We start from the raw sequence: 26,855 nt of genomic DNA, 5'->3' as shown, positions 1-26,855 counted from the left end.
CCGGGCCCCCGCTGGATTCCCGTAACCCCCGGGCCGCCGACGGGCCCGGGCCGTTACGTGAGGGAGCCGGCGGCCTTGTCCCTGGCCCACCCCTCCAGGGTCTCGTAGCCGAGGCGGCGGTCCTCGTCGGTCAGGGCCCTGGCCTGGTAGGTGAGTTCGATGCGCTGGCCGTTGGGGTCGAAGAAGTACAGGGAGTGGAACAGGCCGCCGTGGTCGACCTCGCCCGCGACAGCAACGCCGGCGGCTTCGAGGTGGCGGTGCCAGCGGGCCAGTTCCTCGCGGGAGTCGACCGACAGGGCGAGATGCTTGGCCCACGAGGGCACCTGGTCGTCGACGGGGTCGAGACCGCCGGCGAGTTCGAAGAAGGCGATGCAGGCGCCGTCCTTGAAGGAGTAGAAGGCGTGGAGGTAGCCGGGCGCCTCCTCGCCCGTGCTCATGGTGTGTCCGTCGGCCCTGATGGCGGCCTTGAACTCGCACCCCATCATCTCGGTCCAGAAGGTGTGCGTGATCGCCATGTCCTTGGTCGCCAGGGCGTAGTGGTTGAGTCGCTCGGGGGTGAGGAGAGGCGTGGCTACGGGTGTCATCCTTGAAACTCCTGGCCTTGTGAAGTGGTGCGGTGCAGCCGGGCCGGCGGCCCGCCGGGACTGCTGTGGTTCAGGGGGCGACGACGTAGTTACTGAAGCCGCCGTTCCGGTTCTTGAAGAGCGCCAGCGCGTCGTTGATCTCTTCGAGCCTGAAGACCTCGTGCTCGAAGAAGCTCAGGTCCAGGGCGCCGCTGTCGGCCATGTCCGCCAGCTCCTGGCCGTCGCCCGTGGTGAACCAGTTTGAGCCGGTCACCCGCTGGTCGCCGATCATCAGGTTGTTGAGGTTGAGGGGAACATCGCCCAGCACGGCGCCGATATTGACATGCTGACCGCCCCGGCGCATGGCCGCGTAGGCATCCAGGAGCGCGTCCGCCCGGGTGCCCGGCCCCAGGGCGTCGATCACGACACCCGCACCCCGGTCATCGGTCCGGGAGCGGGCCCATTCCGCGACGGAACCGCCACCGCGGGTGGAGAACACCTCGATGCGCTCCGGACAGATCGCCTTGACCTGACGGAGCAGCGTTTCGTCGCGGCCTACGGCCAGAATCCTGGGGGCGCCCATGGTGAGTGCGAGGAGGACGACGCCGAGCCCGAGCGTGCCGCTCGCGCCGTTGACGAGGACCGCTGTCCGCGGGCCGGCTCCGGCGCGCTTGAGCGCGCGGTAGCCGGTTCCGAGATAGCCGAAGCGGGCCGCCGTCTCGAAGGGGACGCTGTCCGGGAGCGTGACCAGGCTGTACACCGGGGCGGTCATGTACTCGGCGAGTCCCCCGTAGGGGTAGTCCTCGAAAAGAGCCGCCGATCCGGGGCCGAAGCCGAAGTAGCCGTTGAAAGTATAGGAATCGCAGGCGATGCCGTTGCCCGAGCGGCAGTCGGCGCAGCCGCCGCAGTAGCGCCCCGGGTTGACGTAGACGCGGGTGCCGATGTCAATCCCGTACACCTGGTCGCCTTTGGCGACCACGACACCTGCCGGGTCGAGCCCGAAGACCGCCGGAAGAGGCGGCAGGAAGAGGTCCGGGTACCACTCGCCGAGGTGGTTGAGGACGTTGCCGAGGTTGGGCACGATGCCGCATGCCCTGACCTCGACGAGCACGTCGGTGGGGCGCGGCTCCGGTACGTCGACGGTGTCGATGGTCAGGGGTTGGTGTACGGCGTGCATACGAGCAGCTCGCATCGTCTTTGACACTGCGCTTCGTCCTTAGGTTGGGGCGGCTCGCCGGGACGGGGATGGTGTAGGGGGCCTGAGAGCACTGCTCAAGGGTCGACGCCCGAGCTACTGCTATCGTTAGCACAACATCAGGGTTTCTCCCCTGTCAAGCCTTCGGGCGGTGTTCAGTACGACGGGCTCGGCTGCTCGACGCGGCTGTCCCGGTCCGCCGCGACCTGCCGCAGCCCCGCGATCACAGCGGCGCTGCGCGGGGTCGGCGGGTTGTTCTCGTTCCAGGCCGCGACGACCCGGAACGCGGGCGCGGGTCCGGTGATGGGCCTGCTCACGACGGGCAGACCGTCCACGGACCGGGCCAACGCCCAGTGCTGCACGAGGATCGTGTAGCCGAGGCCGTGGGCGACCATCGACCGGACGACCTCGATACTCGGGGACCGGTAGGCGATGTCCGCCTCCAACCCCCGCTCGTGCAGCAGTTTCTCGGCGTTGGTGGGGCTGGGGTCGAGTTCCAGGAGGATCAGCCGCTCGTCGGCGAGGTCCCGCAGGTCGATCTCCTGACGCTGCGCGAGGGCGTGGCCCGCGGCGAGCAGAACCTGAGCCCGTCCCGAGACGATGCGGCTGCGCGCGATTCCCGCCCCCAGGCCCGTGTCGTAGGTGAGTGCCAGCTCGCAGGTTCCTTCGAGCAGGGCGCGGCGCAGTGCCTGCTGCGATCCCTCGGTCACCTCGATCTCTACCGCCGGGTGCAGGGTGGCGAACGAGGAGAACAGCGGCGGCAGGTAGAACGGCGCGAGAGTGGTGAAACATCCGAGGGCCACGCGCCCTCTGATGCGGTGCTCCGGTGAGCGTGCGCTCGACTGGAGATCGCCGACCGCCGCGAGGACGCGCCTCGCGTCGCGCACCGCGCTCTCACCGGCGTCGGTCAGGGTCACGCCCTGCCCCGGGTGACGCTGCAGCAGCCGGGCCCCGAGGCGGCGCTCCAGATCGTTGATCCCGAGGGAGATGGACGCCTGGGACACCTGGCTCGCCTCGGCCGCCGCCGTCATCGATCCGTGATCGGCAACGGCAACGAGGTAGGCGACCTGCCGCAAGGAGATGTTGGCGATGGTCATAAGCACCTCCTATGCCCCTGGTCAGAGACTCCGGGTTCAGTCTCTCCGTGCCGGCTGTCACGATACAAGCTCAGTGTGCAATCGTTCGCGCACTCCTGTCCCAGAGCCGCGAGGACTGACATGACTCTTTCCATCGACTCGGTTCAGCTGTCCGATCTCTGGACCGATCCCTATCCCGTGTACGCCCATCTGCGTGAGAACCAGCCGGTCAGCTGGGTGCCGTCGACGGGCAGGTATCTGATCACGCGCCAGCAGGACGTGCTGGACGTGGAACGCAACACCGCCGTCTTCAGCAACTGTGAGACTCCGACGCTCGCCGAACGGGTCATGGGCGAGACGATCCTCCGCAAGGACGGCGAGGACCACCGGCGCCAGCGGATCGCTCTCGAAGCGCCGCTGAAACCCCGGGCGGTCAGGGAACACTGGCTGCCGCTGTTCCAGCGCAACGCCGAGACGCTGGTCGGGGCGTTCACGGACGCCGGTCGCGCCGACCTGTTCACCGACTTCGCCGCGCCTCTGGCGGGAATGAACCTGGCCGCCTTCCTCGGCCTGCGGGGCGTCACCGCGCACCAGCTGATCGAGTGGTCCCAGGCGCTGATCGACGGCGCCGGGAACTACGCCGACGACGCCGGGGTGTGGGCGCGCTGCGACGCCGCGACCCGGGCCGTCGACGACGCGATCACCGAGGCCATGGCCTTCCTGCGCGGATCGCCCGACCACTCGGTCATCTCCTCGATGATGCATGCGGTGGATCCCCTCACCGAAGCCCAGATCCGGGGGAACGTCAAAGTCGTCATCGGCGGTGGCCTCAACGAGCCGCGTGACGCGCTCCTTGTCGGTGCCCACGGACTGCTGACCAACCCGTCACAGCGGGCCGACGTCATGGCAGACGCCGCACTGTGGAAGAAGGTGTTCGAAGAGGCGGTGCGCTGGGTCTCCCCCATCGGCATGTACCCGCGTCAGGTCGTCACCGAAGTGGAGGTCGCCGGTGTGAAGCTTCGCCCCGGTGACCGCGTCGGCCTGGTGGTGGCGTCCGCCAACAGGGACCGTACGGTCTACGACCACGCCGACGAGTTCGACATCCACCGGTCCGTGGCGCACCACGTCGCCTTCGGCGGCGGCCCTCACTTCTGCGCCGGAGCATGGGTCTCCCGCGCGGCCGTCGGCCAGGCCGGCCTGCCGACGCTGTTCGGACGGCTGCGCAATCTGCGGCTCGACGACGCCGAACCGGTGCGCTGGGGCGGATGGGTGTTCAGAGGTCCCCTGACCATGCCCGTCACCTGGGACGCCTGATCCGCCCCACTCGATCTGTGGGCACCCATGACCGCATCACCACTGAACGAGGTACACATGCGCATTGCCAGCCAGTCAGGTCGAGCCGTTCTCGTCGAGGACGGCATGTGTCTCGACATCGCCGAAGCCAGCGGGCACCGGTTCGGCGCCGAGCTGGGAGACCTGTACACCGACTGGGCCGCGTTCCGGGCCTGGGCCGCGGACGGCCCGGCGGGCCTCCGCAGCCCCCTCGACCCCGGTCGGCTCGGTCCGGTCAGCCCGCGGCCACGCCAGTCCTTCTGTATCGGGCTCAACTACCGCAAGCACGCCGAGGAAGCCGGCTGGGCCGTACCTGACGTACCGATGGTCTTCACCAAGTTCCCGAGTTCCGTCACCGGCGCGGTGGCCGAGATCGAGCTGACCGGTGCGAGCGTGGACTGGGAGGTGGAACTGGTCGTGGTCATCGGGGAACGGGCTCACCGGGTGAGCGAGGAGGACGCGTGGTCTCACGTGGCCGGTCTGACCATCGGCCAGGACATCTCCGACCGCCGGACCCAGAAGCGCCCCAGCGGCGCGCCGCAGCATTCGCTCGGCAAGTCGCACCCCGGCTACTCGCCCATCGGACCGGTGCTCGTCTCACCCGACGAGTTCGAGAACCCCGACAGGCTGCGGCTCGGCTGCTCCCTCAACGGCGAGGAAATGCAGAACGGTTGCACCGACGACCTGGTCTTCCCGGTGGCACACCTCATCGCCTACCTGTCCGACATGCTCCCCCTGCTCCCGGGCGACATCATCTTCACCGGTACGCCGTCGGGAATCGGCTCGGCCCGCACACCGCCGCGGTTCCTGGCCCCGGGGGACCGGCTGGACAGCTGGATCGAAGGCATTGGGGAGATGAGCAACACCTTCGTCTCCGGTCCCGGCGTGAGGATGTGAGCCCGGCCGTGTCCGCAGCACTGTGTCTGACCGTGGACAACCTCGGCAGCGCCCTGGCCATCGGCCGGGGCCGCGCCGTACGCCCCGACCCCGACGAGCCGGGCCTGTCCGTCGGTCTGCCGGCGGCACTCGCGCTCTTCGACGAACTCCAGGTGCGGGCCACCTTCTTCGTCGAGGGCTGGAACGGCATTCACCATCCCGCGGCGATCGGCTCCATGCTGGAGCATCGGCACGAGGTCGGACTGCACGGGTGGGTGCACGAGCGGTGGGCCGAACTCGACGACGACCGGCAGGAGACGCTGCTGTGGGACGGCACGGCGGCGCTGAGGCTGGCGGGAGCCGACCCACGCGGCTTCCGGGCGCCGGGCGGCTACCGCGGCCGCCGTACCGCACGGGTCCTGACCGAACTCGGCTACCGCTACGACAGCAGCATCGAAAAGCGGACCGAGGACGATCCCCTGCGGGTCCACACCCTCGACGGTGGGCTGGCCGTCGTACCGTGGCACTGGCAGGGAAACGACTACTGGCAGTACGTCATGCATCCCGACGGCGGCCGGAGCCCCGCGCAGGTGCTGGACAACTGGCGGCGCTCACTCGCGGACGCCGTTCTCACGAACGGGCTGATGACGCTGACCGTGCACCCATTCGTCTCCTTCACGGACGCCGAGCGGCTGCACACGCTGCGCCGGTTCCTCGAAGAGGCGCTCTCCGACCCCGCCGTCACCGTGACCAGCGCCGCAGGGCTGCTGGACGCCTGTCCGCCGTCCGCCGCGTCCCGCCCCTGACCGGTACGCGTCCCGGCGGGCGCGGCGTCGCCGTCGCCCGCCGGGACGAAAGAAAGATGGGGGAATGCGCGGTCCGGCGCCGCGGCGCAGCCGCCGTGGCGCCGGACCGCGGGGGCTCAGACGCGCTCGGCACCGAGCAGGACGAAGGCGAGTGTCGCGGGCTCGGCACTCCTGTTCCGCCAGGCGTGCCGGCCGCCCAGCTGCACGACCGTGTCGCCGGCGTGCAACTCCGTCTCGACCCCACCGTCAACCTCGATCCAGATGGACCCGGAGATCACGACGACGAGGTCCACCGTGTCCGTCCGGTGCATACCCGGCGCGTCCGGCTCCATCGAGGCGGCCATGTCCGGCGAGTCGGCAGCGAACTCCGCTCCCGCGGCGGCCGGGTCGAAGCCCGGGCTCAGCGCCACCGAATCGGGCGCGTACTGGATCAGCGCGAAGGTCGAACCGCCCGGAGGGGGGAGGAACGGGCCCGCCGCCACGGTCGACTCGCCGTCCGGGACGGCGGTCGTCAGACCATCCCGCGTTCCCCAGATCCGCGCGACGGCAAGACCCGGGGTCGATGTGAAGTTCCTGGTGTGGGGATTCGGCCCGTCCGACAGGATGACCGCCTGCCCCTGGCCGTCGGTGCCCACCACAACGCGTCGAGGATTCAGATTCACTGGTACGCCTTTCTTGCGGCCCGCGCCCGTCATTTCGCCGCCGCCGTCGACTGAGTGCTATCGATAGCGCAACAGGTGGTCCCGGCATTCGTCAAGAGGTGGGAACGCCTTCGGCCACCCCCATTGGCTTCGCCTATGGGTCCGCCAGAGAACTCGGTGTGGTCGGCGTCACGTCCACCTGGAACAGTCGGAGACATCCGACGACGAAACACTCCCGTAACGCGCTGGACAGGAGACAGTCATGCCTCAGATCACCTACATTCAGGCCGACGGCGAGAGGCACGCGGTCGGCGCCGACTCCGGCGTGAGCGTGATGAAGGCGGCCATCTCCCACGGGGTGCCGGGGATCGTCGCCGAGTGTGGCGGCTCCCTCATGTGCGCCACCTGCCATGTCTACGTCGACGAAGCCTTCGCGGACGCCCTGCCCGTCCCCGGCGACGACGAGGACGAGATGCTGGAGGTCGCCGCCTCCGAGCGGCGCGGATCCAGCCGCCTCAGCTGCCAGATCGAGGTCACCGAGGAACTCGACGGACTCGTCGTGCACGTTCCGGAGCGGCAGGCATGAGCGCCCCGCGCGGAGCTCAGGATCCGATCGTTGTCGTCGGCGCCGGTCACGCGGGCGTGCAGTTCGCCAACGCCCTACGTGCGGCGGGATCGACCCGGCGGATCGTCCTGATCAGTCAGGAGAGCGAACTCCCCTACGAGAAGCCGCCGTTGTCGAAGATGTTCCTCGACGGGACGCGGGACGCCGACGGCCTGCGCTTCCATGCGGCCGAGCACTACGAGACGCATGACATCGACCTCCGTCTGGGGGTGAAGGTCCTGGAGATCGACCCGGTGGACGATGTCCTTCATCTCGCGGACGGTACGGTGCAGGACTTCGGTACCCTCGTGCTCGCCACCGGCGGAACCCCCCGCCGTCTGCCCGTACGGGGTGCCGGCTTCGAAGGCGTCGTCAGCCTGGCCACGCGCGCGGACGCCGATCGCCTGCGCCGCCTCCTGGCCCGGGCCCGGCACCCGGTCCTGGTGGGGGCGGGCTTCATCGGGCTGGAGGTCGCGGCCGCGGCAGCCGCCCTGCGCCCGGTGGTGGTCGACGTCGCGGAGCGGGTCCTCGCCCGCGTCTCCTCCGCGGCCGTCAGCGGGCATGTCGTGGCGGTCCACACCGCGTCCGGGGTGCGCTTCGAGCTGAACGCCGCCGTCTCCGAACTGCGCGGGACGGGCGGACGTGTCGAGTCGGTGGTTCTCGCCGACGGTCGGGAACTGCCGGCGGATCTGGTCGTCGTGGGGGTCGGTATGGTCCCCAACGACCGGCTCGCCGCCGGTGCAGGTATCGCCGTGGCCGACGGTGTGCTGGTCGACCGGCAGCTCGCGACCAGCCGGGCGCGGGTCTACGCCATCGGCGACTGTGCGCGGTTCGAGACCGGTGCCGGGGCGAGTCTGCGTCTTGAGTCGGTGCAGAACGCCGCGGACCAGGCTCGGCGGCTGGTGCGGATCCTGGGCGGCGACCGCGTCGGCCCGGACCAGGTTCCCTGGTTCTGGAGCCATCAGGGCGCGCTGAAGCTGCAGATCGCGGGGCTCCCCGTACCGGCGGACCGGCATGTGCTGCGCGGAGCCCCGGACGTCGGCCGCTTCTCGCTGTTCTGGTACGCGGACGGGAACCTGGCTTACGTCGAGTCGGTCAACCACGCGGCCGGGCACATGCTCGGACGGAGGCTGCTGGCGGAGGGCTGCTCGCCGCCCCCGGAACTGCTGGCCGACCCGGGCCTCGACGCGAAGGCCCTGCTCGCACGGGCGGCGGCCGCGGAGGCGACCGTCTCGTGAGACATCCCTTCCGCCGCGGCTCCAATGCTATCGTTAGCACATGGCAGGACGACAAGCTGTGACCACCCGTGACATCGCCGACCAGCTGGGCATCTCCATATCGACGGTTGGGCGCGCCCTGTCCGACGACCCGCGGATCAGCCGCGAGACACGTTTCCGGGTCAAGGAGAAAGCCGCCGAACTGGGGTACGTGGGCAACCTCGCCGCCCGGCTGATCCGAGGCGCCCCCAGCACGGTCGTGGGGCTGATCGTCCCCGACGTGCGCAACAGCTTCTACAGCACCGCCGCCCACGCCCTCGCGCAGACCATGGCGCAGCACGGCTACCAGGTGATGCTCTCCGAGACGGACGATCACGAGGACAATGAACTCGCCCAGGTCAAGGGCCTGGCCGCGGCCCAGGTCGCGGGTGTCATCATCGTGCCCACACCCAACCCCCGCGCGGGGACCGTCCGGCTCCTCAGGACCATGCCGCACGTGCAGTTCCTGCGCCAGCAGGACAAGCTCGGCGACCACTGGTTCGGTGTCGACGACCGGCAGGTGCTGCGGCAGGCGACCGAACACCTCGTGTCCCTGGGACACCGCAGGATCGCCTACCTGGGCGGGCCCCCGGGACGCTCGACCAGCACGCGCCGGCTGGAGGGTTTCACCGGAGTCCTGGGCGCCGACGCCGACCCGGAGCTGATCATTCACACGCCGCCGTCGTCGATCGAAGACGCCCGCCGAGCGGTCGGCACGGTGCTGTCCTCCCCGCGGCGGCCCACCGCGATCGTCACCGCGTCCGTCAGGATCACCGAAGGCCTCCTCCAGGAACTCACCGCGCGCGGCATGGACGTACCGCGTGAGATGTCCGTGGTGGGGTTCGGTGACGAACCTGGCTTCTCCTGGTGGGGCGGGGGACTCACCACCATGGCCCTGCCCGTGCACGAGGTGGCGACCTCGTGTGCCATGTGGCTGCTCCAGCGGCTGAGGGACACCGGGAACGACGCCCCCTACAACTCGCGGGCCGCCGGCTACCTGGTGACCCGCGGCAGTACCGATGTCCCGAGGAGCGGCGCGTGACGACGCCCGGGCTCGGTGATCCCGGTCTGCCGGTCCTGGCCGTACTGGCGCCGGGGAACGGCCCGCCCAGGACGGTGGTCGTGTGGGAGGGGCTGTGTCTGCCGGGCGACCGCCTCATAGCCGGTCTGCCCCCGGGCCCGGCCGCCGTGACGGCTGCCTGGCCACGGCACGCGGAGGCCATCGGGCGGACGCTCGCCGCACCGTCCGTGCGCCGGAGGATCCTCCGTGAGGGCGTCCCGGTCCGGCCGGCGGAAGTCCGCGCGCCCGTCAGCGGCGCCCAGAGCTACTGCGCGATCGGCAACTACCGCGACCAGTTGCTGGAGGCGGCACTCGACGCCGCGGCACCGCACGAGGCCCCCGCCGTCCGCGCCGAGGCGGAACACGCCTGGCGGCGGCGCCGGGACTCCGGGGCTCCGTACGTGGCCATGACGGGCGGCGCCCGGATCGGTGCCCCGTTCGCCCCGGTCGAGTTGGACGCCGACGACACCACTCTCGACTGGGAGGTGGAGATCGCAGCCGTCATCGGCCATCCCACCGCATGTGTCGACCCCGAGAACGCACTGGACAGCGTCGCCGGGTACTGCGTCGCCAACGATCTGACCTTGCGTCAGGCGATCTTCCGGTCCGATGTGCCGACGCTGGGAGCCGACTGGCTGGCCGCCAAGGGCCGCACCGGCCGGCTCCCCCTCGGACCGTGGCTGGTTCCGACCGCCCACCTCGGCGACCCGCAGCGCCTCCGGCTCGAACTGCGCCTGAACGGGCAGGTGATGCAGTCGGGTACCGCGGCGGACATGCTCTTCAGCATCGCCGAGGTCATCTCTCACATCTCGCACCGCACCCAACTGAGGCCGGGGGACGTCGTCTGCACGGGCTCACCGGCCGGTTTCGGCTCCCACCACGGCCGGTTCCTCCAGCCGGGCGACGTCCTGGAGGCCTCGGTCGAAGGGCTTGGCACGCAGATCGTCGCCGTCGCGGGTGGACCCGCCCGCGAGCAGCGGCCCCGCCTGCGGGGCCCGGCCCCCGCAGGCGGCCCCCTCACCTCTCCGTAAGAAAGGAGCTGCCCCATGGGACAGCACAAGGAAGTTGTTCTCCTCACCGACCGTGCCTGGCCGGATGAAACGATCGAGCGGCGCCTCCTCGACGAGGCGGGCTTCGGCCTTGCCACCGGCCCGCCCGAGGCCGCCCCGGCGGCACACATCGACCAGCTCGTACTGGAGCACGACCCGGTCGCGATCATGACGTGCTGGGCGCAGGTGTCCGCCCGGGCCATCGAGGGCGCCCCGCGGCTGCGGGCCGTGGCCCGTCTCGGGGTGGGCCTGGACAACATCGACGTCGCGGCGGCCACGGCCGGTGGCGTACAGGTCACCAACGTGCCCGACTACTGTGTGGAAGAGGTCTCGGACCACGCGGTCGCCCTCGTCCTCAACTGGACACGCGGTATCAGTTCCTTCGACCGCGACGTACGCGCCGGTTCCTGGAACCCGGCCGGCGCGCGTCTGGGACGGCTGCGCTCGAAGACGGTGGGGCTCGTCGGCTACGGCCGGATCGGCCGGGCCACCGCCCGGAAACTGGCGGGCCTGGGCTGCCGGGTGGTGGTCTGCGACCCGTACCTCCCGGCCGGCGAGAACGTCGAAGCCGTCTCCCTGCCCGAACTGCTGGCACGGGCCGACGCCGTGGTCCTGCACGCGCCGCTCACCTCGCGGACCCACCATCTGATCGGTCCCGCCGAGCTGTCCGCGATGCGCCCCGGCTCGCTTCTGGTCAACGTGAGCAGGGGCGCGCTGATCGACACTCCGGCACTCGTCAGGGCTCTTGACGCGGGCCGGCCCGCCGCCGCGGCACTCGACGTGTTGGAAGAGGAGCCGCGGGTCGACGCCGGAATGCTCGCCCACCCGGCCGTGACCGTGACACCGCACGTCGCCTTCTCCTCCGACGAATCCGTGACCGAGCTGCGCACCAAGGCCACCCAGGAAGTCATCCGCGTCCTGACCGGCGAGCCACCGCACTACCCGTGCAACGAGCCGAACCCGGCCCGAGATCCGAAGGACAACACGTGACCCTCATCGAACGCGTCCACGCACGCCAGATACTCGACTCCCGCGGACGGCCCACAGTCGAGGTCGACGTCGTCACCACGCACGGCGTGCTGGGACGGGCGGCCGTGCCGTCGGGAGCCTCGACCGGCACCCACGAGGCGTGGGAACTCCGCGACGGCGAAGCCGAATACGCCGGACTCGGCGTCCGTACGGCCGTCGCCCACGTGAACGGCGAAATCGCCGATGCCGTCCGCGGATTCGACGTCCTCGAACAACGCCGCCTGGACTCCGCGCTGGTCGGTCTCGACGGGTCGGAGCAGCTGCGGCGGCTGGGCGCCAACGCCGTCCTGGGCCTGTCCCTGGCCGCGAGCCGTGCCGCCGCCGCCTGCCAGGAGATGCCGCTGCACCGGTGGCTCGCCCGGCTCGCGGGCGTCACCACCCCGACCCTTCCCATGCCGATGGTCAACATCCTCAGCGGCGGCCTGCACGCCGGCCGCGGCATGGACGTGCAGGACTTCCTCGCGGTCCCCGTCTCCGCCACCTCCGTCGACGAGGCGATCAGCGTGGTCGGTCGGGTGCGTTCCAGCGCCGCAGAGGTGATGAAAACCAAGGGGATGACGACCCTCCTGGCCGACGAAGGCGGGCTGAGCCCGGGTCTGGAATCGGGTCGCGCGGCGCTGGAACTGATGATGGAGTCCATCGAACGGGCCGGCCTGACACCGGGCCATGACGTGGGCATCGCCGTCGACGTCGCGGCCCACTCGCTCTGGGATGCCGAACGCGGGGACTACGACCTCACACGGGAAGGGCGCCACGCCACCTCGGCCGAGATGATCGACATGATCTGCGACTGGGTCGATCACTTCCCGGTGATCTCCGTCGAGGACGGACTCGACGAAGAGGACTGGGACGGCTGGCAGGAACTGACCCGCAGGCTCGGCGAACGCGTCAACCTGATCGGCGACGACTTCTTCACCACCAACCTGGGGCGCCTCGGACGCGGAGTCACCGCCGGTGCCGCCAACGGGGTCCTGGTCAAGGTCAACCAGAACGGCACCCTTACCGGAACCCTCGACGTCATCCGGGCGGCCCGCGAGGCCGCGTACGTCCCCGTGGTGTCGGCCCGGTCCGGAGAGACGGAGGATTCCTTCATCAGCGACCTCGCGGTGGGGACCGCCGCCGGCCAGATAAAGATCGGATCGGTGCGCTGCTCGGACCGGCTGTCGAAGTACAACCAACTGCTGCGGATCGCCGAGGACACCACTCTGGAGTTCGCCCGCATGAGCGCCTACCCGCGCCACCGGTCCGCCTCGGGCAGCCCGGCATGAGCACGAACGAAGCCGACGGCACCGTGCCCGCCGAGGTCCGGGCGTTCCTCGTGGACCATGGACTCGCCGGCCCGGGCACCGAACAGGTCTGGCAGCCGCTGACGGGCGGTGTCTCCTCCGCACTGTGGCGTGTCGACCTCGGTGAGCGCACCATCTGTGTGAAAGGGGCCCTGGAGAAACTCAGGGTGGCCGGTGACTGGCACGCGCCGGTCACCCGTAACGCGGTGGAGTGGGACTGGCTGTCCTTCGCGTCCGCCGTGGCGCCGGGACAGGTGCCGCTGCCGCTCGCCCACGACCCCGGCCGCGGCCTGTTCGCCATGAGTTACCTGCCCGTCGAGCAGTACCCCGTCTGGAAGGCCCGGCTCCTGGACGGAGACGTGCGCGTCACGGACGCCGCGGCGCTGGGCACACTGATCGGGCAGTTGCACGCCGCCAGCACCCGCGACGCCGGCCTGCCCTCCCGTTTCGCGACGGATGACAATTTCCGGCAGCTGCGCGTCGACCCGTACTTCCTGGCCGTCGCGCGACGCCACCCAGGGCTGAAGGACCGGATCGACCGGATCGTCCGTACGACGACCGGGACCCGCACGGCGCTCGTGCACGGGGACGTCAGCCCCAAGAACGTGCTCCAGGGACCATCAGGCCCGGTACTCCTCGACGCCGAATGCGCCTGGTACGGCGATCCCGCCTTCGACGTCGCCTTCGCCCTCACCCACCTGCTGCTCAAGACGGCCGTGCTCCCCGGGCACGCCGACGCGCTGACCGCGTCCGCCCTGGCGCTGGCCGACGCCTACCGGGCCGAGACCGCCTGGGAGAACCCGGCGGACCTGCTGGCCCGCGCCGCACACCTGCTGCCGGCGCTGCTGCTGGCACGTGTCGACGGGCTCTCGCCCGTCGAGTACCTCGACGAACACACCGGATCCCTCGTCCGCGCGGTCGCACAGGACCTCCTGAGGGCCGCCGACGCCGATCTCCGTTCCGTGGTGACCGCGGCGGCCCGACGGCTCGCCGCGCCCCCACGGAGCCGCTGAGCCGCGACCGCGCGGCCCCATTCGTACACACCGACACCACTAAGGAACGACATGCACCGCGTCAAGGCCGTGATCGCCCGGGGCAAGGGACAGCCCGTCGAGATCGTCCCGATCAACGTGCCCGACCCCGGGCCGGGTGAGGCACTCGTGAACGTACAGGCGTGCGGGGTCTGCCACACGGATCTGCACTACCGCGACGGCGGCATCAACGACGACTTCCCCTTCCTGCTCGGCCATGAGGCCGCCGGCGTGGTCGAAGCCGTCGGACCGGATGCCAGGGGACTCGCGGCGGGCGACTTCGTCATCCTCAACTGGCGTGCCGTCTGCGGGGAGTGCAGGGCCTGCCAACGCGGGGAACCGCAGTACTGCTTCCGCACCCACAACGCGACGCGGAAGATGACCCTCGACGACGGTACGGAGCTGACGCCCGCGCTCGGTATCGGCGCCTTCGCCGAGAAGACACTGGTCGCCGCAGGCCAGTGCACCAAGGTCGACGCTGCCGCCCGGCCCGCGGCGGTCGGTCTGCTCGGCTGCGGTGTGATGGCCGGCATCGGCGCGGCGATCAACACCGGAGCCGTCACCCGTGGCACGTCCGTCGCGGTCATCGGCTGCGGGGGCGTCGGAGTCGCGGCCGTCGCCGGCGCGGCCCTCGCGGGCGCCGGTCCGATCATCGCCGTCGACATCGACGCGAAGAAGCTCGACTCGGCACGCCGGCTCGGCGCCACCCACACCGTCGACTCCAGTGCCGTCGATCCTGTCGCGGCCATCAGGGACATCGCCTCGCGGACCCACCCGGGCGCCGAAGGCGCCGATGTCGTGATCGACGCGGTGGGGCGGCCCGAGACCTGGAAGCAGGCGTTCTACGCCCGGGATCTGGCCGGGACGGTCGTCCTAGTCGGGGTTCCCACCCCGGACATGAAGGTACCGGACCTTCCGCTGATCGACGTGTTCGGCCGCGGTGGCTCCCTCAAGTCCAGCTGGTACGGGGACTGTCTGCCCGGCCGTGACTTTCCCCCGCTGGTCGACCTCTATCAGCGGGGCCGCCTCGACCTCGACGCCTTCGTGACGGAGGAGATCGCACTCGGTGACGTGGAAGCCGCCTTCCGGCGCATGCGCCACGGAGATGTGCTCCGTTCCGTGGTGATCATCTGATGGCCCCCAACCTCGACACCACCATCCATCACGCCGTCACGTCCGGTACATTCAGTCTCGACGGCGAGACCTTCGCCGTGGACAACAACATCTGGGTGGTCGGCGACGACCGGGAATGCGTCGTCATCGACGCCCCGCACAGCGTCGCCGACATTCTCGCGGTGGTGGCCGGCCGTGCGGTCAGGGCCATCGTCTGCACCCACGCCCACGATGATCATGTACGTGTCGCGCCCGAACTGCGTGCACGGGTCGGAGCCCCCGTCCTCCTGCACCCCGCCGACGAACCCCTGTGGAATCTCACCCATCCCGGCGAGCCCTGGGACGTGGATCTCTCGGACGGCATGACCATCGAGGTGGGTGACACCACACTGCGCGTACTGCACACCCCCGGACACGCCCCGGGAGCGGTCTGTCTCCACGCCCCGGACCTGGACTGTGTCTTCACCGGCGACACCCTCTTTCACGGAGGACCGGGCGCCACCGGCAGGTCGTACTCCGACGCCCGGCTCATCGAGGAATCGGTCCGCAGGCGGCTGTTCGCCCTGCCGAAGGAGACCGTCGTCCACACCGGACACGGTGAGAGCACCACGATCGGCGCGGAACAGCGGCGGCTCGCCGCGGCCGGGAGCGAGAGGGAGAAGGAGAAGCAGCGATGAGTTCAGCCTTCGTCCACGCCGCCGTACGCACCTGCTTCGGCCGCTACGCGGGCGCACTGGCCGAGGTGCGCCCGGACGATCCCGCGGCTCTCGTCGACGCCTGGGGAATCGATCCGGACATTGTCAACGCCAAGCGCGGCGCCATCGCGATCGGCCACCCGCTCGGAGCGTCAGGAGGACGCCTCCTGGCAACGCTCGCCGCCCGGCTGCGCGAATCCGGCGAACGGTGGGGTGTCGCGGCGACCTGTATCGGCGTGGGCCATGCCCTGGCCGTCGTACCGGAGAACGTGTCATGATCGCACAGGCATACAGCGACTGCGACGAAGCCGTGGCTGGCATCGAGGACGGATCGACCGTGCTGGTCGGCGGATTCGGAATGGCGGGCATGCCCGTCCACCTGATCGACGCCCTCATCCGGCAGGGCGCGACCGGCCTCACCGTCGTGTCCAACAACGCCGGCAACGGAGACACCGGACTGGCCGCGCTGCTGGCGAGAGGACGTGTCCGGAAGGTGGTGTGCTCGTTCCCGCGCCAGGCGGACTCCTGGGTCTTCGACGGACTCTACACATCCGGCGCGATCGAACTGGAGGTGGTTCCACAGGGCAGCCTGGCCGAGCGTATCCGCGCGGCCGGCGCGGGCATCGGGGCGTTCTTCTCACCCACCGGGGTGGGTACACCGCTCGCGGAGGACAAGGAGACCAGGGTGATCGACGGCAGGACGTATGTCCTGGAGTACCCGATCCGCGGCGACGTCGCCCTGATCCGCGCGCACCGCTGCGACCGGATGGGCAACCTCGTGTACCGCAAGACCGCGAGGAACTTCGGACCGGTCATGGCGACGGCGGCCTCACTGGTCGTCGCGCAGGTGGGGGAGATCGTCGAGACCGGTGCGATCGACCCTGAGGCCGTGGTGACACCAGGGATCTATGTGGACCGGTTCGTTCAGGTGGAGGTGGACGCATGACTCCGTCCAGGCCCGGTTCGGTGCCGCTGACCGCGCACGAGATGGCCGCGCTCGTGGCGCGCGACATCCCCCACGGCTCGTTCGTGAACCTCGGCATCGGCCGGCCCACCCTGGTGGCCGACCATCTGCCCGAGAACTCCGGTGTCGTCCTGCACACCGAGAACGGCATGCTCAACATGGGGCCCGCGGCACAGGGGGCGGAGATCGACCCGGACCTGACGAACGCCGGGAAGATCCCGGTGACCGAACTGCCGGGCGCCTCCTACTTCCACCACGCGGACTCGTTCGCCATGATGCGCGGTGGCCATCTCGACGTCTGTGTGCTCGGTGCGTTCCAGGTCTCCATGACCGGCGACCTCGCCAACTGGCACACCGGTGCCCCGGATGCCATCCCGGCGGTCGGCGGTGCCATGGATCTGGCCATCGGTGCGAGAAGTGTTTTCGTGATGATGACCCTCTTCGCCAAGGACGGCTCACCGAAACTGGTGCCGGCGTGCACCTACCCGCTCACCGGTGTGGGCTGTGTCGACCGCGTCTACACCGACGTCGCGACCTTCGCTGTCGGCCCCGACGGGGCGGTCGTGCTGGACACGTTCGGTATCACCTTCGACGAACTCACCGACCGCGTCGGCATCCCGCTCCGCCCGGGTTCCTGATCCGCCGCGTCGCGGTGTGAGGGATGCGCAGCGAGCGGGGACGGCTGGGGCAGCGCAGAGACTCGGCCTGGGTGCGGCGCGTGGTGTCGACGGCGTCCGGGGCGGTCGGCCGCCCCCGAGACCTACCGGCAGGCGTTCTCCGCCCGTGACCTCGCGGGAGCGGTTGGCCTGGTCGGCGTACCGACACCGGAGATGAAGCTCGAACTGCCGCTGCTGGACGTGTTCGGACGCGGCGGGGAGCTCAGGCCCTCCCGGTACGGCGACTGCCTCCCGCCCCGGGACTTCCCCACGCTCACCGACCTGTATCTGCGGGGCCGCCTGGACCTGGAGTCCTTCGTCACCGAGACGATCACCCTCGACGCGTGGAAAGGGGTTCGAGCGGATGCGGCACGGAGACGTGCTGCCTTCGGTGGTGGTGCTGTGACGACCGCACGCGCCGAACGCCTCGCCGGCTCCGAAACGTTCGTCGCCGACGACGGCCCCCGGGGCGCCGACGGCAGCGTCCGGATCGTCCTGAGGCCGTCCCGCATGACGGTGCTGAACTGGAGACGGTCATGCCAAAATGGCGTGAGCCGGGGCTACGGTGTGGGTGTCGGTACCGGGGCGGCTCAGGTCGGGCAGGCACCCGGAGGTGGCAGATTGGCACGTCGAGCACCGCACACGGAGCCCCGGCGCGGCCCGACGCCGCCCCAGAGTCCCCGCCCCGCCCCGGACTTTATCGGCCGTGAGAACGAACTTCGCGCCGTCCTCAACGTGTTCGAGAACGGACCGGCCCTTGTCGTGATCGAGGGCGAGGCCGGCATCGGAAAGACGCGGCTCGTGCACAAGGCGCTCGCCTCCGTGACCGGGACCGGGCGGCGCGCGCTGGTCGCCACCTGCCCGCCTCTGCCCGAACCGTTCACCCTGGGCGCCGTAGCCGACGGTTTCCGGCGGCTGAGTCCCCAACTGGGCACCGGTCTCCAACTGAGCCCGCTGGCCGGCGCGTTACGGCCGCTGTTCCCGGACTGGGCCGACCAGTTGCCGCCGCCGCTGGAGGCGCTGGACGACCCCAAGGAGATCCGGCACCGGATCCTGAGCGCGCTCACGGAACTGGTGGGCCGGCTGGGCATCGGCGTCCTGGTCGTCGAGGACGCCCACTGGGCGGACACCGCGACCCTGGAGTGGCTCCTCACCCTGACTGCGGCCGGACGACCCGGCCTGTCGATCGTGGTCTCGTACCGCCCGGACCAGGTGGCGAACGGCTCGCTCCTGCCGCGCCTGACCTCGCGGGTTCCCTCGGACGTCAAGCTGGAACGACTGACTCTGCGACCCCTGGACCTGGCGGACACACGCGAGTTGGTCGCCTCCATGTTCGGCACCCCGGAAGTTTCCGGGGAGTTCGTGTCCTTCCTGCACCGGCACACGGACGGGATCCCGCTCGCCGTCGAGGAGTGCGTTCTTCTCCTGCGTGACCGCAAGGACATCGTGCACCGTGACGGCACCTGGATCCGGCGGGTGCTGACCGAGCTCCAGGTTCCGGCGACGCTGCGGGACTCGGTGCTGGAGCGGGTGGAGCGTCTCGACGACGCGGCGCGCAGAGTGCTCGATGCCGCCGCCGTGCTGGACGCGCCCTCCGGGGAACGGCTCCTGACCGCGGTGGCGGGCCTGGAGCCCGAGGCCGGCCGGAAGGGGCTGGCGGCGGCACTGAGGTCGGGGCTGTTGCGGGAGCTGACGCCCGGGGCGTACGCCTACCGGCACGCCCTGGACTGCCTGGCCGTCCGTGAGGCGGTACCCGCCTCCGACCGGCGCCATCTGCACGGCAGAGCCGCCGCCGGCCTGCGCCTGATACGGCCCGAGCCCGTCGCGCGGCTGTTCCGGCACTGCCGCGAGGCGGGCGATGTCGAAGGCTGGTGCCGGTACGGGGAAGCCAGCGCCGACGTGGCACTGGGGTCCGGGGACGACCGCGCCGCGGTCGTGACCCTGCTCGCTCTGCTCGCCTCGGAGGATCTCGCCACGGCCGACCGGTCGCGGCTCGTGCGCAAGATGGGGGGCGCGGCCGTCTTCGGCGCGCGGCACGTCAGCGACCTCGCGCAGCCCGTGCTGGACGCTGTCGGAGACGTCCTGGCCCTCGACGATCTGCCGCGTCAGGAGTTCGGTGAAATCAAGCTGCTGCTCGGCCGACTGCTGCGGGACGTCGGTCAGGAGTCCGCGGCCTTCGACGAGATGGAGGACGGTGTCGGTCATCTGCTGGACCGGCCGGACCTGGCCGCTCCGGCGATGTCCACCCTGGCCATGCCGCTGGTGCCGGACTGGCCGGGATCACGGCATCACGCGTGGCTCGCGCGCGCGACGGCACTGCTGCCCCGCATCGAGTCCCCGTCGGACCGGCTCAGAGTGACGACGAACCGCGCCTCGGCCCTGCTCCTCCTCGGCGAGGAAACCGGGTGGCGGGCGGCGGACGAGATCCAGCGGGCCGCAGCCGGCGCGTCGGCCGCGGAGAGCAGGCTGCTAGCCCGGTTCCTCTTCAACGTGGGCCAGATCGCGATCCTCTGGGGCCATTACGGTGAGGCCCGCTCACGACTGACCGCGGCGGCGGATCTCGTGGAAGCGACCGGCTACCGGCGCATGCGGAGCACCGTCCGGGTCCCCTTCGCGTATCTGGACTGGTGCACGGGGGACTGGACGCGGCTCGATGCGACGGTCGCCGCGCTGGCGGCCGACCGGGACACGAACATGTATAGTGCCCGGCTGGCCCGGCAGATCCACGCGGTACTGGCACTCGCCGGTGGCGATCGCGGAGCGGCCCGGCGTCGTCTGCGGAAGATCGTCGGCGAACTCGCCGAGGACGGCCTGTGCGAGCCCGAGGCCGGTCTTTCGGCGGCCGCGCTCGCCCGGCTGTACTTGGCCGATGCCGAGTGGGAGGAGGCCCGGGGAGTCACCGGCCGGATCATGGAGTTGGTGGAACGCAAGGGTGTGTGGCTGTGGGCCACCGATGTCCTCCCGGTCCACCTCGACGCCCTGATCGGCATCGGCCGGCTCGACGAAGCCGGCCGGCTCCTGCGCCGGTACGCCGACGGCATCGACGGCCGGGACGCGCCCGCAGCCGTTGCGGCGCTGGCCCTCGGCCGCGCGATCGTGGCGGAGGGCCACGGCGATCTGGACCGGGCGGCCGGGCTGTTCGCGGAGGCGGCGGCGAACTGGGGCGCCCTGCCCCGCCCGTACGATGAGATGCTCGCCCTGGAGAGACGGGGGCGTTGTCTGCTCGGCGGTGGTGACACCGACCGGGCACTCGCGCTTCTCGCCACTGTGCAGAAGCGGTTGTGGGAGCTGGGCGCGCGGGCGGACGGGGACCGGGTGGCCCACCTGCTGAGGGAGCACGGGATGGAGGTGGCTCGGGCCTGGCGACGGGGCCCGCGTGGCTACGGCCCCCGACTCTCCCCGCGGGAACGGCAGGTCGTGGCCTTGGTCGCCCTGGGAATGACCAACCGGGCTGTGGCGGCGGAGCTGTTCGTCTCCCCGAAGACGGTTGCCACGCAACTCAGTTCGGCCATGCGCAAGTTGGGAGTCTCGTCGCGAACCGCCGTCGTCAGGGCCGCGGTCGAGGCCGGCGTTCTGTCTCTGGAGTCCGAGGCCTCGGAACCACGCGGCTAATTTTTCGGTCAGATGCCTGATCGCCGTGCGGCCATTCGTCCATGACGCTTACATGTCATGCGAGTCGATCCGCACAGACAGCCGCACGCCCAGAACACGGATCCGCCGCCGGCGCATCTGGATCATCCGGATCGGCCGTCTTCTGCGCGGAGTGAGGAGCCGACCGAGTCCGACCTGCCCGGCGCGGACGACATGCCCGACGAGGAGGGGCTCGAGGCCGACGGCCATGACGGCCGGTTCGAACCCCTCTGAACTGGTCCCCCCGTTCTCGGAAAGGAACCCCCTGATGCCCCCCAGATCCAGTCGCCGCCACAGTCAACGGCCCGGTCGGTCCCGTCCGGCCACCACTCTGACGGCGTTGGTCATGGCCGCGACCCTGACCGGCGCAGTGCTCGCGGCATCTCCCCCCGTCGGCGCGTCGACCACCTCGGACCGCGGGGACCGCACCGACGGCACGGTGATCACCTTGATCACCGGCGATGTCGTCCATGTCACCGAACTCGGCGGTGGCCGACGCACGGTGCAGGTGACGGCCGGTGAGGGCCGCTCCGACATCGCCTTCTACCAGCGGGAGGAGGCGGGAGAGTTCAGCGTCGTTCCGTCGGACGCGCTGGGCCTGGTGGCCAGTGGCGCCCTGGACGCCCGGCTGTTCGACATCACCGCCCTGGCCCGGAACGGGTACGGCGACGCCGGGAGCGACACGCTGCCGCTGATCGCCGAGCACACCGGCGATCGTACTCCCCAGGCGATCGCCAGGGCCGAGGGCGCGGAGGCCAAGCGCACCTTACGGAGCATCAACGCGACCGCCATCAGGCAGCGGCTCGGCGAGGCCACGGAGTTCTGGGCGGACATCGTTCGCGAGGCCGGACCGACGCGGGCTGCGAAGCTGGAGTCGGGACTGGCCAAGGTGTGGCTGGACGCTCCGGTCGAGACCCGTGACGACATCGGCAACGCACAGATGGGGGTCCCGGCGGCCCGGGCGGCCGGTTACACCGGCGAGGGCGTGAAGGTCGCCGTACTCGACACCGGCTGGGACCACGACCATCCCGACCTGCGGGACGCGGTGATCGCGGAACGGAACCTGATCAACGGCTCCGGCGACGCCGGTGACGACAACGGCCACGGCACCCATGTGGCGGGCATCGTCGCCGGCAGCGGCGCCGCCTCGGACGGCCGGTACGAGGGTGTGGCGCCCGACGCCGAGCTGCTCGTCGGCAAGGTGATGGACGCCGGCGGCAGCGGCTTCACCTCCGACATCATCGCCGGCATGGAATGGGCGGTGGCCCAGGGCGCCGACATCGTCAACATGAGCCTCGGCACCCGGCTGCCGACTCCCGGCACGGACCCGCTGTCCCAGGCGGTGAACGCCCTGTCGGAGCAGGGGAAGACCCTGTTCGTGGCCTCGGCCGGCAACTCCGGGCCCGGCGACGGCACGGTCGGGGCGCCGGGCGCGGCCGACGCCGCCCTCACCGTCGGAGCGGTCGACTCCACGGGCGCGATCGCGTCGTTCTCCAGCCGCGGTCCCCGACTCGGTGACGGCAGGATCAAACCGGACGTCACCGCCCCCGGCGTGGCCGTGATCGCCCCCCGGGCCAAGGGGACTCCGGTCGGGGACGTCGACCCCGCAGGACCGGAGGGCCCCGTCGACGACAACTACACCGCGCTGTCCGGCACATCGATGGCGGCACCTGCGGCGGCGGGTGCCGTCGCGCTGCTTGCCCAGGCGCACCCCGACTGGGACGGTGAGCGCCTCAAGGCCGCGATCATGTCCACGGCCAGTCCGCAGCCCGAGCAGAGTGTCCACGTCCAGGGGAGCGGTCTCGTCGACGTGGCCAGGGCCACCGGCCAGGCGGTCACCGCCTCGTCCGGCTCCCTCATGACGGGGCCCTTCACCTGGCCGCACAGCGCGAACCCGGCCGAGACCAGGACGGTCACCTACCGCAACGACGCCGACGCCCCGGTGAACCTGCGGATCCGCCCGTCCCTCACGACGCCGGACCGGGCGGCACCGCCCGCGGGCCTGCTGCGGCTGTCCGCCACCGAGATCAGCGTGCCGGCCCACGGCGAGTCCAGGGTGGACGTGACGGTCGATCCGTCGGCCGGAGTCCCGTCGAGCGGAGGCGCGTACGGCTGGCGGCTGGAGGCTGCGACACCCGACGGCACCATACGGGTGGGGACCACGTTCGGCGCACAGTTCGAGGAGGAGAGCTACGACCTCGACCTCACCGCGCTGGACCGCCAAGGGAACACGCCGTCGGCGCCGTACCAGACCACGGTCGTCGTCGACCGTCTCGACCGGACCGGCCCCACGACGACCTCGATCATCAACACCATCACGCCCGAGACGCGCCTCCGGCTGCCCAAGGGCCGGTACGGTCTCACCGCCCTCACCAACACCTCCGATCCGCAGACGCAGGTGGTCACGGATCTCACCCTCGAAAGTCGGCCGGTGGTCGCACTCGACGGGGACACATCGGTCCGGTTCGACGCCCGCAAGGGCCGACCGGCCGCCGTCGGCGTCCCGGACGACAAGGCCGCGCCCTGGTTCCGCGACTTCGGCGGCCAGCACACCGCCGTCGACCCGGCCGGCAACCGGGAGACATCGACCTTCGGCGTCTTCAGCCCGTCCTACTCGACGACGGCCTTCTCCGCCGTGCCGACCCCGGACGAGGACCGGGCCGATTCGTTCCGCTACTACTACCGCACCGTCCTGGCGGCACCGGCGGACCCCGGCGCGCTGATCGAGGGGCCGGTCTACGCCCTGCTGGAGGGCGAGCGGGGAGGCATTCCGAGCCGCCTCTCCTACGAGGTCCCGCTTCGGCGGCTGGCCACGGTGGACGCCGCCTACGGCAAGCGCGACGGACAGCGCCCCGGGGCGGCCCGGATCATCTCGGGCTTCGTGGGCGGCCAGACCAGCACCGTGTCGGTGGTACGCAACGTGCCGCTCGCCACCCGGCGGGTGGAGTACTACAGCGCCGACCCGGATGTCTCCTGGACGGGCGTGCTCGGGCAGTACATGACTCCTGACGGCAGCAGCTACTACGCGCTCGGACGGCAGCAGTCCGACCCGCGGACCTACCAGCCGGGCACAACCGTCGAGGAGACCTGGAACTATCCGGCGGTCGGTCCGGCGCTTCCCGCGAACGGACAGTTCCTGACCCGTACCGGAAACCGGATCGCCCCGGCGTTCTCCCTGTGGGGCGACTCGGACCCGGGCCACCACAACTGGAACGACCGCGCGTTCAGCCGCGCCGTGGCAACCCTCTACCGAAACGGGACCGAGGTCGGCAAGCTGACCAGCCCCTGGCCGGACGAGGCGAGCTTCGACAATGTCGACGAGTACTGGGAGGTGCCCGCCGACACGGCCGACTACCGGCTCGACGTCTCCGCGTCACGGGACGCCTCCTGGCACGGACAGCGCTCGCAGCGGGTCGACGCCAGCTGGACGTTCCCCTCGAAGAGCACCGACACGACCGCCCCGCTGCCGATCACCGTGCTGCGTTTCCAGCCGCCGACCGACCCGTTCGGCGTCGCACCGGCCAGCGGGAGCTTCACCGTCCCGTTCACCGTGCAGCAGCAGGGGCCCCGCTCGGAGCAGGGCGTCGACTCGCTGAAGGTCGAGGTGTCGTACGACCGCGGCGCGACGTGGACGAGCGTCCCCACGAAGGTCCGGGGCACCACCGGTCAGGCCGTGCTGACCCACCCTGGGGTCCCGTCCGGCGGCGGTTGGGCATCGCTGCGCGCCAGCGGTGAGGACCGCTCCGGCAACACCTTCAGCCAGACGGTGATCCAGGCCTACCGTATCGGCTGACAGCCGCCCGGGGCCGGGTGGGGACACCACGTCGCCACCCGGCCCCGGAATATGGCCGGCGCCACCGGCCGACGATCCCTTCCCCCTAAGGGCTTCCCGACCGCCGTTGTCAACGACCCGGGGGCGGACGCGTCACATGACCGCCCGGGCAGTTCCTACGCGCTCAGAACGGGGCGACCCAGCGGGTAGGGCTTGCCTCCTCCTTCCTCCTGTACGGCGCCGACAAGCAGATACGCGCCGATCAGGGCGAAGCCGAAAGCGCAGGCCCCGGCGAGTGTGTTCGCCCAGTCTCTGCCGCCTTGTGCGCCGATGATGTTGAACAGGATGCACAGGTCGACCAGGAGGAGCGTGACTGTGAACGCGAGCGGAAGGCGCAGCGCGCCCAATGTCAGCGTTCCGATGACGAAGAGCCAGCACAGCAGGAACAACGTCTGCGCGCGGACGATGTGATCGGCGGGGATCGCGAGCCAGTTGTGGGTCAGCCCCATCACCAGCAGCGTGTAGCTCACCCAGAAGCCGGTGAACGCGACGAAGATGCAGGCCACCGCGTTCTGGCCGGCACGTGTGGCCCAGATCGTCGCCATCAGGGTGCTGATGGCGCTCGCACCGAAGGTGATGGGCAGCACCGCGGAGGCGGCGTCGGCCGGGACGAACCCGGTGAGTTGCAGTGCCAGTGCGATGGAACCGACCACGAAGCCCGGCAGACCGGCGATGAGCGGATTGCCGGCCGGGACGGTGGCGGCCGGAGCGGTCGTGGTCGTTTCGGCGAGTCGTTGTGACATAGCAGGACTCCTTGCTCTGGAGATGGCGTGCGTGACCCGAGTTCGATGCGTTCTTGGTCCGCCGAAGACGGGGGGGCTGGAGACGCGGAGTCGTGTCGCTCGGGCTCAGGCGTGCGCGCAGGGAATGTGCGGCAGCGCCTCAGGCGGTCGCGAGCAGGCCGCAGGCGTGGTGACGACGTGATCCGGTTCCCGTTCGGGGTGTCGTGCTTCACAGCAGGGTGCCATCCGGTGCGCACAGCTCCAAGCGTCAAAATACGCACATCTCGTGTGCACGGGTGCACGTCGAGTGGAACGGGCACCTGGATTCGTCATCAGGTCGGCGGGACGCGTCTCTGGGTCTGGCGACGCGATCAGTCGGTCGGTGGTTACCGTTCGCAGGCCGCGGTTTGACCTTGTCAGTAGCAGTCGCGTCGTACGACGTACTTGTCGACCAGTTCGGTGAAGGCACGCGTCGCCCGCGTCGGTGCCGCGGTGCTGTTGCGGGCCAGAGCCAGCGTCCACGTCTGCGCCGGCGGGTCGAGGGCGATCGGCACGACGCGCGCGCCGGCTTCTGCGGCGAGCGGAGGAACCAGAGCCAGGCCGGTGCCTGACTCGACGTATCCAGGAATGGTGCTGAGGTCGCTGACCTCTACGGCGATCATCCGGGTGATCCCGGCACGTCTGAAGTCGTCGTCAGATCGAGTTCGGTTGCAGAAGCCTGCGGGAAGGTCGATGAATGCTTGCCCTGCTACTTCGGCCGGAGCCACTCGTTCACGGCCTGCCAGCGGATGGTCGGCAGCGACAAGCGGTCGGGGTTGGAACGAGGTGATGTGGTCGAGGTGGATGTCAGGGATGCTCGATGCCTGAACGCCGACGAACGCGACATCAAGAGCATGTGAACGCAGCGCTCGCAGCAACCCGTCCGTGCCGCCGGTATCCACCCTGAGCCTGAGACGTACTCCAGGGTGGAGTCGGCGGAAGTCCTGGACCAGGCCCGGGAGATCCACCGCGGTGAGTCCTGAGAGAGTTCCGACACGCAGGCTGCCGGTGACCCCGGTGCGTAGCCCTTCGACTGCCGAACGTGCCTGGACGAATGAGTCGAGGGATCGCCGCGCTTCTGGCAGCAGGACTTTTCCCGCCTCGGTGAGTGAGACACGCGTGGTGCTGCGCTCGAAGAGCGGCACGCCCAGGCTTCCCTCCAGCGCGCGGATGCTTGCCGAGACCGTCGACTGGACAGCGTGGGTGCGTTGTGTGGCTCTGGTGAAGTTGAGCTCTTCCGCCACGGCGACGAAGAACTGTAATTGTCGCTGCTCCATGCGACCACCATAAGGCAGCTATCGCCGACAGCGATGACACTGTTCGAGAGTGTTCGCTTCTCTCGAACGGTCTGCCCCGGTGACACTTCCAGCAGACATCTGATCTCTCTTCATTCATCAGGA

The 26,855-nt window shown here is 70.3% G+C and carries 23 protein-coding genes and 2 pseudogenes; 19 read left to right on the top strand and 6 right to left on the bottom strand.

Going from position 1 to position 26,855, the window contains the following annotated elements; genetic code table 11:
• Positions 1 to 53: 53 nt before the first annotated feature.
• The 3 genes from ACFXKG_RS28765 to ACFXKG_RS28755 all read right to left on the bottom strand — a co-directional run bounded on the left by ACFXKG_RS28765 (position 54) and on the right by ACFXKG_RS28755 (position 2,855).
• Complete coding sequence (locus ACFXKG_RS28765; RefSeq protein WP_384845177.1) at positions 54 to 584, bottom strand: VOC family protein; 531 nt, start codon at positions 582 to 584, stop codon at positions 54 to 56.
• A 70-nt stretch (positions 585 to 654) separates the two neighbouring features.
• Complete coding sequence (locus ACFXKG_RS28760; RefSeq protein ID WP_384845174.1) at positions 655 to 1,740, bottom strand: alcohol dehydrogenase catalytic domain-containing protein; 1,086 nt, start codon at positions 1,738 to 1,740, stop codon at positions 655 to 657.
• 173 nt (positions 1,741 to 1,913) lie between these two features.
• A complete protein-coding gene (locus ACFXKG_RS28755; protein WP_384845171.1) occupies positions 1,914 to 2,855 on the bottom strand; it encodes a LysR substrate-binding domain-containing protein in 942 nt (313 codons plus the stop codon).
• Between the two features lie 120 nt (positions 2,856 to 2,975).
• Between ACFXKG_RS28755 and ACFXKG_RS28750 the strand changes: the two genes are divergently transcribed.
• From ACFXKG_RS28750 to ACFXKG_RS28740, 3 genes are read left to right on the top strand one after another with little or no spacing between them, the layout of a single operon-like run.
• Positions 2,976 to 4,148, top strand: a complete 1,173-nt coding sequence (locus tag ACFXKG_RS28750) for a cytochrome P450 (RefSeq protein WP_384845168.1) — start codon at positions 2,976 to 2,978, stop codon at positions 4,146 to 4,148.
• Between the two features lie 57 nt (positions 4,149 to 4,205).
• Positions 4,206 to 5,063, top strand: a complete 858-nt coding sequence (locus ACFXKG_RS28745; RefSeq protein WP_384845165.1) for a fumarylacetoacetate hydrolase family protein — start codon at positions 4,206 to 4,208, stop codon at positions 5,061 to 5,063.
• Positions 5,064 to 5,071: 8 nt separating this feature from the next.
• Complete coding sequence (locus ACFXKG_RS28740; protein WP_384845162.1) at positions 5,072 to 5,848, top strand: polysaccharide deacetylase family protein; 777 nt, start codon at positions 5,072 to 5,074, stop codon at positions 5,846 to 5,848.
• A gap of 116 nt (positions 5,849 to 5,964) precedes the next feature.
• On the opposite strand, the gene ACFXKG_RS28735 is transcribed toward ACFXKG_RS28740, so the two are convergent.
• Positions 5,965 to 6,510 carry a cupin domain-containing protein gene (locus ACFXKG_RS28735; RefSeq protein ID WP_384845159.1) on the bottom strand — a complete coding sequence of 182 codons (546 nt, stop codon included), beginning with the start codon at positions 6,508 to 6,510 and terminating at the stop codon, positions 5,965 to 5,967.
• Positions 6,511 to 6,751: 241 nt separating this feature from the next.
• On the opposite strand from ACFXKG_RS28735, the gene ACFXKG_RS28730 reads away from it, so the two are divergent.
• The 16 genes and pseudogenes from ACFXKG_RS28730 to ACFXKG_RS28655 all read left to right on the top strand — a co-directional run bounded on the left by ACFXKG_RS28730 (position 6,752) and on the right by ACFXKG_RS28655 (position 24,655).
• Positions 6,752 to 7,075 carry a 2Fe-2S iron-sulfur cluster-binding protein gene (locus ACFXKG_RS28730; protein WP_384845156.1) on the top strand — a complete coding sequence of 108 codons (324 nt, stop codon included), beginning with the start codon at positions 6,752 to 6,754 and terminating at the stop codon, positions 7,073 to 7,075.
• Positions 7,072 to 8,331 carry an NAD(P)/FAD-dependent oxidoreductase gene (locus ACFXKG_RS28725; RefSeq protein ID WP_384845153.1) on the top strand — a complete coding sequence of 420 codons (1,260 nt, stop codon included), beginning with the start codon at positions 7,072 to 7,074 and terminating at the stop codon, positions 8,329 to 8,331. The genes ACFXKG_RS28730 and ACFXKG_RS28725 overlap by 4 nt, the downstream gene beginning before the upstream one ends.
• A 40-nt stretch (positions 8,332 to 8,371) precedes the next feature.
• The gene (locus ACFXKG_RS28720; RefSeq protein ID WP_384845150.1) at positions 8,372 to 9,391 is read left to right on the top strand and encodes a LacI family DNA-binding transcriptional regulator; all 1,020 of its coding nucleotides are present in this window, start codon (positions 8,372 to 8,374) and stop codon (positions 9,389 to 9,391) included.
• Positions 9,388 to 10,440: a fumarylacetoacetate hydrolase family protein gene (locus ACFXKG_RS28715; RefSeq protein ID WP_384845148.1), complete on the top strand. Its 1,053-nt coding sequence runs from the start codon at positions 9,388 to 9,390 to the stop codon at positions 10,438 to 10,440. The genes ACFXKG_RS28720 and ACFXKG_RS28715 overlap by 4 nt, the downstream gene beginning before the upstream one ends.
• Positions 10,441 to 10,455: 15 nt before the next feature.
• On the top strand, positions 10,456 to 11,448 hold the full coding sequence (locus tag ACFXKG_RS28710; RefSeq protein WP_384845146.1) for a C-terminal binding protein: 993 nt from the start codon (positions 10,456 to 10,458) through the stop codon (positions 11,446 to 11,448).
• Positions 11,445 to 12,755 (top strand): phosphopyruvate hydratase, encoded by a 1,311-nt coding sequence (gene eno, locus ACFXKG_RS28705; protein WP_384845143.1) that lies wholly within the window; start codon positions 11,445 to 11,447, stop codon positions 12,753 to 12,755. Before ACFXKG_RS28710 ends, eno begins: the two co-directional genes overlap by 4 nt.
• Positions 12,752 to 13,786 carry a phosphotransferase family protein gene (locus ACFXKG_RS28700; RefSeq protein ID WP_384845140.1) on the top strand — a complete coding sequence of 345 codons (1,035 nt, stop codon included), beginning with the start codon at positions 12,752 to 12,754 and terminating at the stop codon, positions 13,784 to 13,786. The genes eno and ACFXKG_RS28700 overlap by 4 nt, the downstream gene beginning before the upstream one ends.
• 51 nt (positions 13,787 to 13,837) lie before the next feature.
• A complete protein-coding gene (locus ACFXKG_RS28695; protein WP_384845137.1) occupies positions 13,838 to 14,938 on the top strand; it encodes an S-(hydroxymethyl)mycothiol dehydrogenase in 1,101 nt (366 codons plus the stop codon).
• Entirely contained in the window at positions 14,938 to 15,594 is a 657-nt protein-coding gene (locus ACFXKG_RS28690; protein ID WP_384845134.1) for an MBL fold metallo-hydrolase, read from the top strand. The genes ACFXKG_RS28695 and ACFXKG_RS28690 overlap by 1 nt, the downstream gene beginning before the upstream one ends.
• Positions 15,595 to 15,680: 86 nt before the next feature.
• Positions 15,681 to 15,890: pseudogene (locus tag ACFXKG_RS28685) on the top strand (3-oxoadipyl-CoA thiolase); the annotation flags it as partial.
• A complete protein-coding gene (locus ACFXKG_RS28680) occupies positions 15,887 to 16,558 on the top strand; it encodes a 3-oxoacid CoA-transferase subunit A (RefSeq protein ID WP_384845131.1) in 672 nt (223 codons plus the stop codon). The pseudogene ACFXKG_RS28685 and the gene ACFXKG_RS28680, both read left to right, overlap by 4 nt.
• Positions 16,555 to 17,214 (top strand): 3-oxoacid CoA-transferase subunit B, encoded by a 660-nt coding sequence (locus tag ACFXKG_RS28675; protein ID WP_384845128.1) that lies wholly within the window; start codon positions 16,555 to 16,557, stop codon positions 17,212 to 17,214. Before ACFXKG_RS28680 ends, ACFXKG_RS28675 begins: the two co-directional genes overlap by 4 nt.
• A 114-nt stretch (positions 17,215 to 17,328) precedes the next feature.
• Positions 17,329 to 17,638 (top strand): annotated as a pseudogene (locus tag ACFXKG_RS28670) (S-(hydroxymethyl)mycothiol dehydrogenase); the annotation flags it as partial.
• Between the two features lie 104 nt (positions 17,639 to 17,742).
• A complete protein-coding gene (locus ACFXKG_RS28665) occupies positions 17,743 to 20,844 on the top strand; it encodes an AAA family ATPase (RefSeq protein ID WP_384845290.1) in 3,102 nt (1,033 codons plus the stop codon).
• Positions 20,845 to 20,901: 57 nt separating this feature from the next.
• Positions 20,902 to 21,096, top strand: coding sequence for a hypothetical protein (locus ACFXKG_RS28660; protein ID WP_384845125.1), 195 nt, complete (start codon positions 20,902 to 20,904; stop codon positions 21,094 to 21,096).
• Between the two features lie 112 nt (positions 21,097 to 21,208).
• The gene (locus ACFXKG_RS28655) at positions 21,209 to 24,655 is read left to right on the top strand and encodes a S8 family serine peptidase (RefSeq protein ID WP_384845122.1); all 3,447 of its coding nucleotides are present in this window, start codon (positions 21,209 to 21,211) and stop codon (positions 24,653 to 24,655) included.
• A gap of 155 nt (positions 24,656 to 24,810) precedes the next feature.
• Here the strand turns inward: ACFXKG_RS28655 and ACFXKG_RS28650 are convergent, their stop codons facing one another.
• Positions 24,811 to 25,437, bottom strand: coding sequence for a GPR1/FUN34/YaaH family transporter (locus ACFXKG_RS28650; protein WP_384845119.1), 627 nt, complete (start codon positions 25,435 to 25,437; stop codon positions 24,811 to 24,813).
• Positions 25,438 to 25,832: 395 nt separating this feature from the next.
• Positions 25,833 to 26,732: a LysR family transcriptional regulator gene (locus ACFXKG_RS28645; RefSeq protein WP_384845116.1), complete on the bottom strand. Its 900-nt coding sequence runs from the start codon at positions 26,730 to 26,732 to the stop codon at positions 25,833 to 25,835.
• Between the last annotated feature and the right edge of the window lie 123 nt (positions 26,733 to 26,855).

The sequence above is a fragment of the Streptomyces sp. NPDC059255 genome, from assembly GCF_042752355.1.
Taxonomy (GTDB): Bacteria; Actinomycetota; Actinomycetes; order Streptomycetales; family Streptomycetaceae; genus Streptomyces.
Note: the sequence above shows the minus strand (reverse complement) of the source record. Positions and strands in the feature narration are given on the sequence as shown.

Excerpts from the sequence above, each read along its gene's own strand:
- ACFXKG_RS28700 (WP_384845140.1), top strand. The coding sequence starts at position 12,752 with ATGAGCACGAACGAAGCCGACGGCACCGTGCCCGCCGAGGTCCGGGCG.
- ACFXKG_RS28755 (WP_384845171.1), bottom strand. The coding sequence starts at position 2,855 with ATGACCATCGCCAACATCTCCTTGCGGCAGGTCGCCTACCTCGTTGCC.
- ACFXKG_RS28660 (WP_384845125.1), top strand. The coding sequence starts at position 20,902 with ATGCGAGTCGATCCGCACAGACAGCCGCACGCCCAGAACACGGATCCG.
- ACFXKG_RS28665 (WP_384845290.1), top strand. The coding sequence starts at position 17,743 with ATGACGGTGCTGAACTGGAGACGGTCATGCCAAAATGGCGTGAGCCGG.
- ACFXKG_RS28760 (WP_384845174.1), bottom strand. The coding sequence starts at position 1,740 with ATGCACGCCGTACACCAACCCCTGACCATCGACACCGTCGACGTACCG.
- ACFXKG_RS28725 (WP_384845153.1), top strand. The coding sequence starts at position 7,072 with ATGAGCGCCCCGCGCGGAGCTCAGGATCCGATCGTTGTCGTCGGCGCC.
- ACFXKG_RS28765 (WP_384845177.1), bottom strand. The coding sequence starts at position 584 with ATGACACCCGTAGCCACGCCTCTCCTCACCCCCGAGCGACTCAACCAC.
- ACFXKG_RS28745 (WP_384845165.1), top strand. The coding sequence starts at position 4,206 with ATGCGCATTGCCAGCCAGTCAGGTCGAGCCGTTCTCGTCGAGGACGGC.
- ACFXKG_RS28695 (WP_384845137.1), top strand. The coding sequence starts at position 13,838 with ATGCACCGCGTCAAGGCCGTGATCGCCCGGGGCAAGGGACAGCCCGTC.
- ACFXKG_RS28690 (WP_384845134.1), top strand. The coding sequence starts at position 14,938 with ATGGCCCCCAACCTCGACACCACCATCCATCACGCCGTCACGTCCGGT.
- ACFXKG_RS28720 (WP_384845150.1), top strand. The coding sequence starts at position 8,372 with ATGGCAGGACGACAAGCTGTGACCACCCGTGACATCGCCGACCAGCTG.
- ACFXKG_RS28710 (WP_384845146.1), top strand. The coding sequence starts at position 10,456 with ATGGGACAGCACAAGGAAGTTGTTCTCCTCACCGACCGTGCCTGGCCG.
- ACFXKG_RS28750 (WP_384845168.1), top strand. The coding sequence starts at position 2,976 with ATGACTCTTTCCATCGACTCGGTTCAGCTGTCCGATCTCTGGACCGAT.
- ACFXKG_RS28650 (WP_384845119.1), bottom strand. The coding sequence starts at position 25,437 with ATGTCACAACGACTCGCCGAAACGACCACGACCGCTCCGGCCGCCACC.
- ACFXKG_RS28655 (WP_384845122.1), top strand. The coding sequence starts at position 21,209 with ATGGCCGCGACCCTGACCGGCGCAGTGCTCGCGGCATCTCCCCCCGTC.
- ACFXKG_RS28645 (WP_384845116.1), bottom strand. The coding sequence starts at position 26,732 with ATGGAGCAGCGACAATTACAGTTCTTCGTCGCCGTGGCGGAAGAGCTC.
- ACFXKG_RS28675 (WP_384845128.1), top strand. The coding sequence starts at position 16,555 with ATGACTCCGTCCAGGCCCGGTTCGGTGCCGCTGACCGCGCACGAGATG.
- ACFXKG_RS28680 (WP_384845131.1), top strand. The coding sequence starts at position 15,887 with ATGATCGCACAGGCATACAGCGACTGCGACGAAGCCGTGGCTGGCATC.
- ACFXKG_RS28730 (WP_384845156.1), top strand. The coding sequence starts at position 6,752 with ATGCCTCAGATCACCTACATTCAGGCCGACGGCGAGAGGCACGCGGTC.